The organism is Methanosarcinales archaeon (assembly GCA_014859725.1).
Classification (GTDB): Archaea; Halobacteriota; Methanosarcinia; order Methanosarcinales; family Methanocomedenaceae; genus Kmv04.
In genome coordinates this window covers 1-8,099 of record JACUTQ010000109.1, presented here as the reverse complement: position 1 = coordinate 8,099, position 8,099 = coordinate 1, and the positions used below count along the sequence as shown (strand labels likewise).

At 40.9% G+C, this 8,099-nt stretch carries 9 protein-coding genes; 2 read left to right on the top strand and 7 right to left on the bottom strand.

Features of this window, described 5'->3' with window-relative positions; genetic code table 11:
- Positions 1 to 447: 447 nt before the first annotated feature.
- From IBX40_09155 to IBX40_09140, 4 genes are all read right to left on the bottom strand, one after another.
- Complete coding sequence (locus IBX40_09155; protein MBE0524481.1) at positions 448 to 753, bottom strand: peptidase dimerization domain-containing protein; 306 nt, start codon at positions 751 to 753, stop codon at positions 448 to 450.
- On the bottom strand, positions 754 to 1,197 hold the full coding sequence (locus tag IBX40_09150; GenBank protein MBE0524480.1) for a M20/M25/M40 family metallo-hydrolase: 444 nt from the start codon (positions 1,195 to 1,197) through the stop codon (positions 754 to 756).
- A gap of 9 nt (positions 1,198 to 1,206) precedes the next feature.
- The gene (locus tag IBX40_09145) at positions 1,207 to 1,368 is read right to left on the bottom strand and encodes a hypothetical protein (GenBank protein MBE0524479.1); all 162 of its coding nucleotides are present in this window, start codon (positions 1,366 to 1,368) and stop codon (positions 1,207 to 1,209) included.
- Positions 1,369 to 1,666: 298 nt separating this feature from the next.
- On the bottom strand, positions 1,667 to 2,305 hold the full coding sequence (locus IBX40_09140) for a hypothetical protein (GenBank protein MBE0524478.1): 639 nt from the start codon (positions 2,303 to 2,305) through the stop codon (positions 1,667 to 1,669).
- 282 nt (positions 2,306 to 2,587) lie between these two features.
- Here IBX40_09140 and IBX40_09135 point away from each other — a divergent pair, with 282 nt between their 5' ends.
- Positions 2,588 to 2,731, top strand: a complete 144-nt coding sequence (locus IBX40_09135) for a dihydrodipicolinate synthase family protein (GenBank protein MBE0524477.1) — start codon at positions 2,588 to 2,590, stop codon at positions 2,729 to 2,731.
- Between the two features lie 174 nt (positions 2,732 to 2,905).
- Here the strand turns inward: IBX40_09135 and IBX40_09130 are convergent, their stop codons facing one another.
- A complete protein-coding gene (locus IBX40_09130) occupies positions 2,906 to 4,423 on the bottom strand; it encodes a tryptophanase (GenBank protein MBE0524476.1) in 1,518 nt (505 codons plus the stop codon).
- A gap of 306 nt (positions 4,424 to 4,729) precedes the next feature.
- Positions 4,730 to 5,083, bottom strand: a complete 354-nt coding sequence (locus IBX40_09125) for a hypothetical protein (protein MBE0524475.1) — start codon at positions 5,081 to 5,083, stop codon at positions 4,730 to 4,732.
- A gap of 417 nt (positions 5,084 to 5,500) precedes the next feature.
- On the opposite strand from IBX40_09125, the gene IBX40_09120 reads away from it, so the two are divergent.
- Positions 5,501 to 7,153: an IS1634 family transposase gene (locus IBX40_09120; protein ID MBE0524474.1), complete on the top strand. Its 1,653-nt coding sequence runs from the start codon at positions 5,501 to 5,503 to the stop codon at positions 7,151 to 7,153.
- Between the two features lie 553 nt (positions 7,154 to 7,706).
- Here the strand turns inward: IBX40_09120 and IBX40_09115 are convergent.
- Positions 7,707 to 8,000 carry a winged helix-turn-helix transcriptional regulator gene (locus IBX40_09115; GenBank protein ID MBE0524473.1) on the bottom strand — a complete coding sequence of 98 codons (294 nt, stop codon included), beginning with the start codon at positions 7,998 to 8,000 and terminating at the stop codon, positions 7,707 to 7,709.
- Between the last annotated feature and the right edge of the window lie 99 nt (positions 8,001 to 8,099).

Sequence of the window (8,099 nt, the reverse complement as noted above, 5' to 3'; positions counted from 1 at the left end):
CATTATTTTATGTAATTATATATCGCAGTTATTGTACATGTTCATATCTGTGATCGGGTCAGTCATAGCGAAGAGTAGGGGGACCGAAGGAATGTGAATCCTGCTACACTACGTCACCACCGCAGAGCAACCTCCCCAGGAACCTGGTGTAGGCCACCAGATCCTCTACTCTGATATTCTCGTCATCCCCGTGTGCGTTGGCTCATGGTCCGCCGCCCGACGCCGTAGCAGCAGGCTGGCAGGCCGGTTACCCTTGCCGCATGCCACATCAAGGCTGCCCTGGCTTCCTGCCATTCTTACCTCGGCCCCCTGATCTCACCAGCGGCCTGCCTGACCTCCTGAACCCAGGGATGGTGCATGTCGGTGAGCATAGGCTCGTAGATCTCATCACAGGTAAAGTATAGTCCTGATCAGGGTTCTTCTGTCTTGTCTGATCCAGAGCCTGGGTCATCCCTGACATACATCTTCCAATGTCTCTTCAGGAATGAAACGGCGGTCGCCCTCTATGGAGCACCTGTCGGGCACGATATTGTGCTTGACACCGCCGTTTATCATAGTTATGTTCAATACCGGGATCAGGGTCTGGATACCGGTCTTTGCTGAGGTGGCCTGGCTTGGAGGTACGGCAGAGCGCCTCTGCTCTACCTTCCTTTTCAGTTCCATTAGTTCGTTCATCAGGGAAAGGGATTTCTCGATGGCATTGATACCGAGAAAACTGCTGCCGCTGTGGTAGGACCTGCCGCGTACCTGGATCTACCAGTCTATATTCCCGTTGGCAGCGATGGTGATGTCATCGATATCACCGTCCATGCTAAGGAAATGGTCGGCCTTCAGTTTACCCAGGTCTGCCAGGTGGCACAGGCCGGAATAGGGACCCACCTCCTCATCGGTGGTCATGGCGATGTTCAGGTTGTACGCGGGGCTCATATCCAGTTCATCCACGGCAGCAAGCACGGTCAAGAGGGCGGCAGGCCCTCCCTTTGAATCGGCCACCCCCCGGCCGAAGAGCAGACCGTCCTTTGCGGTCACTTCAAAGGGCGGGTGGGTCCAGCCGTCCCCTACCGGCACCACGTCCAGATGGGTATTGATAAGCAAGGTCTTCTCTGCCCCGTAATCCCTGAAGGCCGAGAGGTTGACGCGCTCATCCTGCAGATGGGCCAGCCCCGGATTCTTTGCTTCGAATACCTCACGGGGCATGGGTACTGTCTAGACCTGGAAGTCCAGGACCTCCAGGTGGCGGGCCATGTAATCCACAGCCTCCTGGTAGTGCTGGCCTGGAGGTACTGTGGTGGGAATGCGGACCAGGTCGTCGAGGATATGGATGGTTTCCTGGGTTCTGGTGTAGAGGTGTGTGAGGAATGACTGCATCAGATTATAGAAGGGTGGTATGAAGCAAATGTTTTTTGTTGATCTGATCCAGGCGGTCTGCAGGCTGATTACCTTCTAGTCCCTGTATTTAGGATTGAATTCGTTGACGAGATTAAATCCTAAAAAGGTGTATTGCTGCCGATATAGCATTCGATTGAGTGATCGCTGAAGATTTTTTTGATCGTTTTCATTTGTATAGGTGTTGGTGTTATTAGATTTTCTTTATAATAATATTTAAAATTAAGGAGATCATACTTTGATGATCCCAGATGATGTAATGGCAGAATATTAATTTCTCTCATGTCAATACTATGGCTTCCTTTTCTTTGTATTCGGGGACCATCTGTTCATACTTGTGACCTATGTCTTCAACAGATTTGTGCTTCCACATTTTGGCAGTTTTGATAAGGATTGGCAGTTCTTCCTTTCTCAATCCAAATTTACCAGCTATAGAGATAATGTTCCCCCCGCTCTCAGTAACATTGCCGCCGCCCTTCCCCCATTTGGTTACCATATCTGAACTCAGTTTTCCTGCCTCCAATGCTTCCCTGTACATCTCATCCTCTCTACTCATGAAGTATGACTCTGATAACCAGGGCATGGGATAGGATCCTCTGAGATAGTGCGTTTTCCCCATCACCAATAATTCTCCTGGGAATATGGCAGGAGTTAAATGGGCGAAAGCAGCCTTGAGGGCCTCTGCTCGTCTAATAATTCGGATTTCACCTTCCAGTTTCGTCCATCTCCTGGTGTACCAATAGGGAAACTCCATTGACACTGAAGAGCTTGTTTCAAAGAAAAGATCACGGATTTTCTTAGCCATTGGAGAGGGTTCTTTTTCGATCTCTCTTCCTATGACTTCTTTTTGGACCCTTTTACCATACTGAAATAAAAGGCCAAGTTCGTTAATTTCTCCCTTCATCTGCTTGGTTGACAATTCTCCACCCCAAATTATATTCAGATATATTACTTGATTATATCGGAAACAAGTTATTTGTTTGTTTTTGTTTCTAAATGAATCTGCCGTCCTTTTATGGATTATTAACCCTATTATAATAAAATATTCATTAATAATATTTATAATTTATTATAATTACAACAGCATTAATTTTTCTCACGATTAAGCTAGACTCAGGCTGAAGCCACAGGCATTGAAGCTGATGTTCGATTGGTATTGCTGGAGGCAACGAATTTATACGTTTCACCAGCATATGATCTCATGGTGAAGTGTAAGACAACCCAGAAAGATATCCCAATCCTACTTTATAATATTCCAGTTCTTACTGCAGTCACGTTTCCTAGAACCGTGGTTGAAGATCTGACATATGAAGACAGCAATGTGGTGGCCATAAAGGATATCTAGCTGCCAGTCCTGGATAGCATGGTGATGTCAAATGCTGATCATAAGATAATATTCATATATGAAGCAGACGGACCTATGATTCAAATCCGAAAAGCATCTGGATGATGCTCTAATATTTGGTAACGTTGTTGGTTTAATGAATTTCTGTATTCTTATTCAGGTGCAGGTGTCCAATTAAAGGAACTCAGTATATAACTTAACCATATCTTTAAACTGAAATCTAGCCTTAAAATGTCTCAATGAGAGATCCCTGCCATAAGTCACCTTTATTGGGGGAATTTTATTCCTATTTTCATATAAAATTTTTACAGACTCTACTACGGAGTCCAAATCCTGCGTTTCGTATCTGAGTCTTGGGATAGCAAATCTCACAAAATTTACTTCTGGGAACGTTTCTCTTTGTGTCTTTTTATCATAATTACCAAATGCAAAATAGCCAAGTTCAACTGCTCTATGACCAAAAGCAGCCAACAAAATGGCAGTAAATGCTATACCATCAAAATCCTCAGGTTTCATTTCTGTATCTATAAAGAATTTATTTACATCCAAATAAACGGCATGCCCACCTATTGGTGTTAAAATTGGTAACCCTTGTTTATGAAGATTCTGGCCGAATTCTTTAACTTGGTTTATTCTATAACTTAAATATTCTTCCTTGGTTACGATCTTCAAACCAACCGAAATAGCCATCATATCTCTTCCCGACAGTCCCCCGTATGTGGGGTGTCCCTCTTTAATAATCTGGTGACCCATTAATGCATCCGGGATTTCGGGGTATTTCTTAATAAATAGGCCATTATCTTTCAGAAAAAGTCCCCCACCCATATTGGAAAGCCCATCTTTTTTGAAACTTATAGTAAATCCATCAACATAGGAAAACATTTCTTTAATAATATCGTTGATATTTTTATTCACGATGCCTTCTTCATATTGTTTTATAAACCATGCATTTTCTACAAATCTGCATGCGTCAAAGAATAGTGGAATATCATATTTATGAGAAAGCTCAGAAACTATCCTTATATTTTCCATTGAGACGGGCTGACCACCACCAGTGTTGTTGGTTATGGTTAAATATACCAGAGGTATTTTGTCGTGGGACTTCTCCAGGAGTTTTTTAAATCCCTGCACATCCATATTACCCTTAAAACGTGATTCAGAGCTTTCATTTAGTAATTCTGGAGAAAAAAGGTTCAAGGGTTGAATTTTATTACTCTTTATGTTGGCTCTAGTGGTGTCAAAATGCCCATTACTTGGAATAATAAGTCCGGAACCCAGTTTTCCTACCATTGTGAAAAGAGCATCTTCACTTGGTCTTCCTTGGTGGAAAATAAAAGCGTTAGGCTTTCCAGAGTTTGGGTCATTAAAAAACTCCTCTCCAAAAGTTTCTTTAATTTGTTCCATTAATAAAAAATAACCTCTATTTGAACCATAAGCTTCATCTCCAAGATGCAAAGCAGCCCATTGTTCATTTGTCATTGATGTTGTTCCAGAGTCAGATAAAAGATCGCAGCCAGTTATCATCTCTGATGGGAAAAAAAATACATTTAAGCCTACAATATCCAGCATTTCAGCCCGTTCTTCTGCCGAAAAAATATTTTTAAATTCTATCGAATGATTAAAATATGGTCTTGAACATGTTGTGATATCTTTTTCTTCAGGAAATTTTTTTATTAAAGCAGTGATTTTCATAGGTATACCAATTAATTATTATTTTCACTATCCCCTCTGCTTAACTCATCTCCACTGGGAAGAGATTTGGTATCAGAGCAGCATTGCATTTATTAATAGGATTGGAGTTTACTGCTTTTACAATTCCTTTCTTGCATCGTATGTCAAGAATTCTGAGCGATAACATTAATTTTCCTCCTGTATATTTACCCAAATTGCAGATAAAAAAACGTTCTTGGCAAATATAAAGTTGCCTAATGCAAAATATATAAAGATTTATGATTTATGTCACATTGGCAGGAATGCTATAATTAGTAAAAGCAAATACTACTGATAGGGACGTTCCCCACCCAGAAATTGAACCACAAAAAAAACTGGATCATATACAGTCTGTGAATCTGATGTGAGCATCTGCCAGTGTCGAATGCGCGGATCGATGGTGCTGCCATATAAATCAAAGATAGTTGTGGGAAAAGCATCAATATATCTGTCCAGAATGAATTGGGCACGCTTAATTAATACATCCACACCTGTTTCATATACTCTAAAATCACGCGCCACTTCAACTCTAACAGGCCTCAAATCAACAGCATCCAACGCAGCAAAATCCTGAAAGCGTTTATTATCTGTCAATTCTTTCAAATCTGAGGTCCGGGTAACTCCTGTGTTCAAATACATCATGTGCGGTCCCGTGTAGATCTGTCCAGAAGGTGATATGACAGGTCAAGGTAGTCGTATCCCAGTAAGCAGCCTGAATCTTATTCACTAAATTTGCATCCATCTATTGAGAACTTTGGTGGGTCCAGGCCATTTTCGTGCCTTACCCTCCCAATGCAGTAGTTCCTATGACAGCCACCGTCTTTATGCCAAATTCGTCTGCCGCCAGTTTTAAGGTGGTCAGAGTCCAGGCGAGCACCAGATTCTGACTTGACTTTCAACGATAACTGAAAATCGTCCAATTTTTTGAAAAAACCTGTGTCCTACGCCTTCGTCACACATTTATATACTTAGTCCCTAACTATTCAAATCATAATTAAGCTATATTGCTAATGTAATAATGCAAAAAGAATATATAATATTAGTCCCTATAATTACACTATGGTTTTTTTAGAAAAGAAAAAACTAAAAGGTCATACTTACTGGTACGCCTCAGAACGGAGTCTGGTTGATGGAAAGATTAAACGAACCTGGCAAGAATATCTTGGAACAACAGATACTATCATAGAATGCGTAAGAAAATCAAAAGAACTGCCACACATCAAACTAACATCCTCCCAATATGGAAAAACAGCAGCTCTCCTCTCCATATCAGATGAACTGAACTTCATTGACATCGTAAACAAACACACCAACAAAAAGCAAATCGAAGGCTTAACAGTAGGCGAATACCTCCTTCTGAACATTATCGGAAGATGCAATGGAGCACTATCAGAAAATGCCATGCAGAAATGGTTCGACAAATCCTCATTGAGAATACTGTGGAAGTTTCCACACAAACTTACGTGCCAAAACTTCCTCAACCATTACAAATACATAGACCATGAAACCAGCAAGAAAATCGAGGACGACCTGTGCAGTGTACTTATCGAAAAAGGCCTAACACCCAAAATCCTTTTTCTTGATGAAACAAACTGGTTCAACTACATCAAAAAAGGAGAAGAATTACCACAAAACGGAAACAACAAGCAGTATAGAAATCACATGAAACAGGTATGCATGGGGTTGGCTGTGTCTGAAGATAATGTACCATTTATGCATGAAGTCTATGAGGGGAACAAACATGATTCAAAGATATTCCCTGAATTGTTGGATGCACTTACTGAAAGGTTGACCAATCTGAAAATAACAACTGAAGACATGATTCTGGTTTTTGACAAGGGCAATAACTCTCAAGTGAACATTGAAGACGTGTTGTCAAAAATGCATATTATAGCTTCTGCAAAACACAATCAAGCTGAAGACCTTTTGAATATACCGCTTGAAAATTACAAACATTTATACACAAATCCACAAAGCAACAAAATCTTCGGTTACCGGACAAAATACGAATTTTTTGGGAAGGAGTTTACTACTGTTGTTCTCTACAACGAAGCCTCGTACAAAAAGCAGAAGAAGAGCTATGAGGAAAGAAAAGCAAAGATCTGGGAAAAGCTTGAAGACCTGAAGAGGAGGCTTGGGAGCAACAGGGGAAAGGAGAGGGATAAAAGCAGCGTGGAGAGGGAGTTCAATGATATCATTCACAAGGATTTTAGATCAATATTTGGCCATAAGGTTGGTGAGATACCAGAAGGTAAGAAAAAGCCAAGTTTGGAGATATGGATTAGGAAAGAGGGGGAAGAGCTACGCTACGCAGGTTTTGGAAAAACTATAGTCTTTACTGATATGCATATATGGCATTCCGAAAAGATAGCAAAGACCTACAACCAGAAGTATCTTGTCGAGGATGATTTCAAGCTGCTGAATGATGTACTTCTTGTTCCGGTTGGGCCAATTAATCATCATAAGGATTTCAATATCAGGGCACACATTTTCTTGTGTATTATTGGGATGATTTTCTACAGATATTTGGCATGGAAGTGCAAATATCTTGGCTTGAGCCTTAGACGGCTTGTGGAGGAGTTAGAGGGAATTCGTCTTGCTCTCGTGCAGGAAAAGACAGGTAGAAAGGTTGATTTGGTGGTTGAGGCGATGGATGCAAAACAAGCCAGCTTGTTCTCTTTGCTGGATTTGGGGAAATTTATAGGTAAATAGGTTGCTAACGAATTAATCTTTTGATAGGGACTACACAAATTGGTTTGATTGTTATTGTTTTTCACCACATCTTTGAAAGTCGAGTCTGAATATCCTTCATTTTAGTGGCCATACTAGCCAGATTTACTCAAGTGATCAGGATCGGGTCTTTTATTTGCCAGAAAGGAATACAAGGACGATGCTTTTCTGAATTTCTCATCATCTATAGTAGAGGATGTCAAACCTTTAGGAAGGATATCGAGCAGATCTGCTTCTATCCTAAGACAATGGGAAACGCTGCTTATTGAGCTTGGATTTGCTGCGTGTTGTGAAAGAAATTGTCCCGATCTCAGAATACTGGAGTTGGGTATCTAGAAGAGAAGTCGCCTGTAAAAACTATTTTATTATAATGTCAGAATTTCCCAACTAATCGGATTTTTTATCTATTATCCTCCGTTCCAAATGAAATAATCGTAATCTATCGAAGCATTTATATGCCATACATATATTCGTTTCAGCAAACCAAATGATTTAACCTTAATATATTAAAGAACCATATAAAGAAGATGTTAAACTAAAATATCTTCTCAAGGTCCTCAAGTCCCACTTCAACCTTGAAACCCTTTAGCCTATAAAAATTCTTTGCCCTCATATCGTCTTCTTCCAACCGCAGATCACCTTCTACAAATCCTGACTTTTCAAGTCGTTTTAAATGAAGATAAAGGACCTGCCTGCTGACCTTCAGCTCCTTGGCAAGTTCATAGACATACCATTCCCGCTGTGACAGCAGATGAATGATCTTCAGCCGCGAAGGATGGCGAATTGCCTCACCGATGTCCACGATCTTCTGCATAGTGGGAGCTTCCATAAATAATCAGATCTCATCCAGTTTCTTTTTTATCTCTTCAACATTCTTTTTTACATCTTCCAGGTCTTTTTCCATCCGCGCAAGTCGTTCACTGCCTCC

Bases quoted from the DNA above. Each gene is read 5' to 3' on its own strand.
- IBX40_09150 (MBE0524480.1), bottom strand. From the start codon at position 1,197: ATGCCCCGTGAGGTATTCGAAGCAAAGAATCCGGGGCTGGCCCATCTG.
- IBX40_09145 (MBE0524479.1), bottom strand. From the start codon at position 1,368: ATGCAGTCATTCCTCACACACCTCTACACCAGAACCCAGGAAACCATC.
- IBX40_09135 (MBE0524477.1), top strand. From the start codon at position 2,588: ATGGTGAAGTGTAAGACAACCCAGAAAGATATCCCAATCCTACTTTAT.
- IBX40_09130 (MBE0524476.1), bottom strand. From the start codon at position 4,423: ATGAAAATCACTGCTTTAATAAAAAAATTTCCTGAAGAAAAAGATATC.
- IBX40_09125 (MBE0524475.1), bottom strand. From the start codon at position 5,083: ATGATGTATTTGAACACAGGAGTTACCCGGACCTCAGATTTGAAAGAA.
- IBX40_09120 (MBE0524474.1), top strand. From the start codon at position 5,501: ATGGTTTTTTTAGAAAAGAAAAAACTAAAAGGTCATACTTACTGGTAC.
- IBX40_09115 (MBE0524473.1), bottom strand. From the start codon at position 8,000: ATGGAAGCTCCCACTATGCAGAAGATCGTGGACATCGGTGAGGCAATT.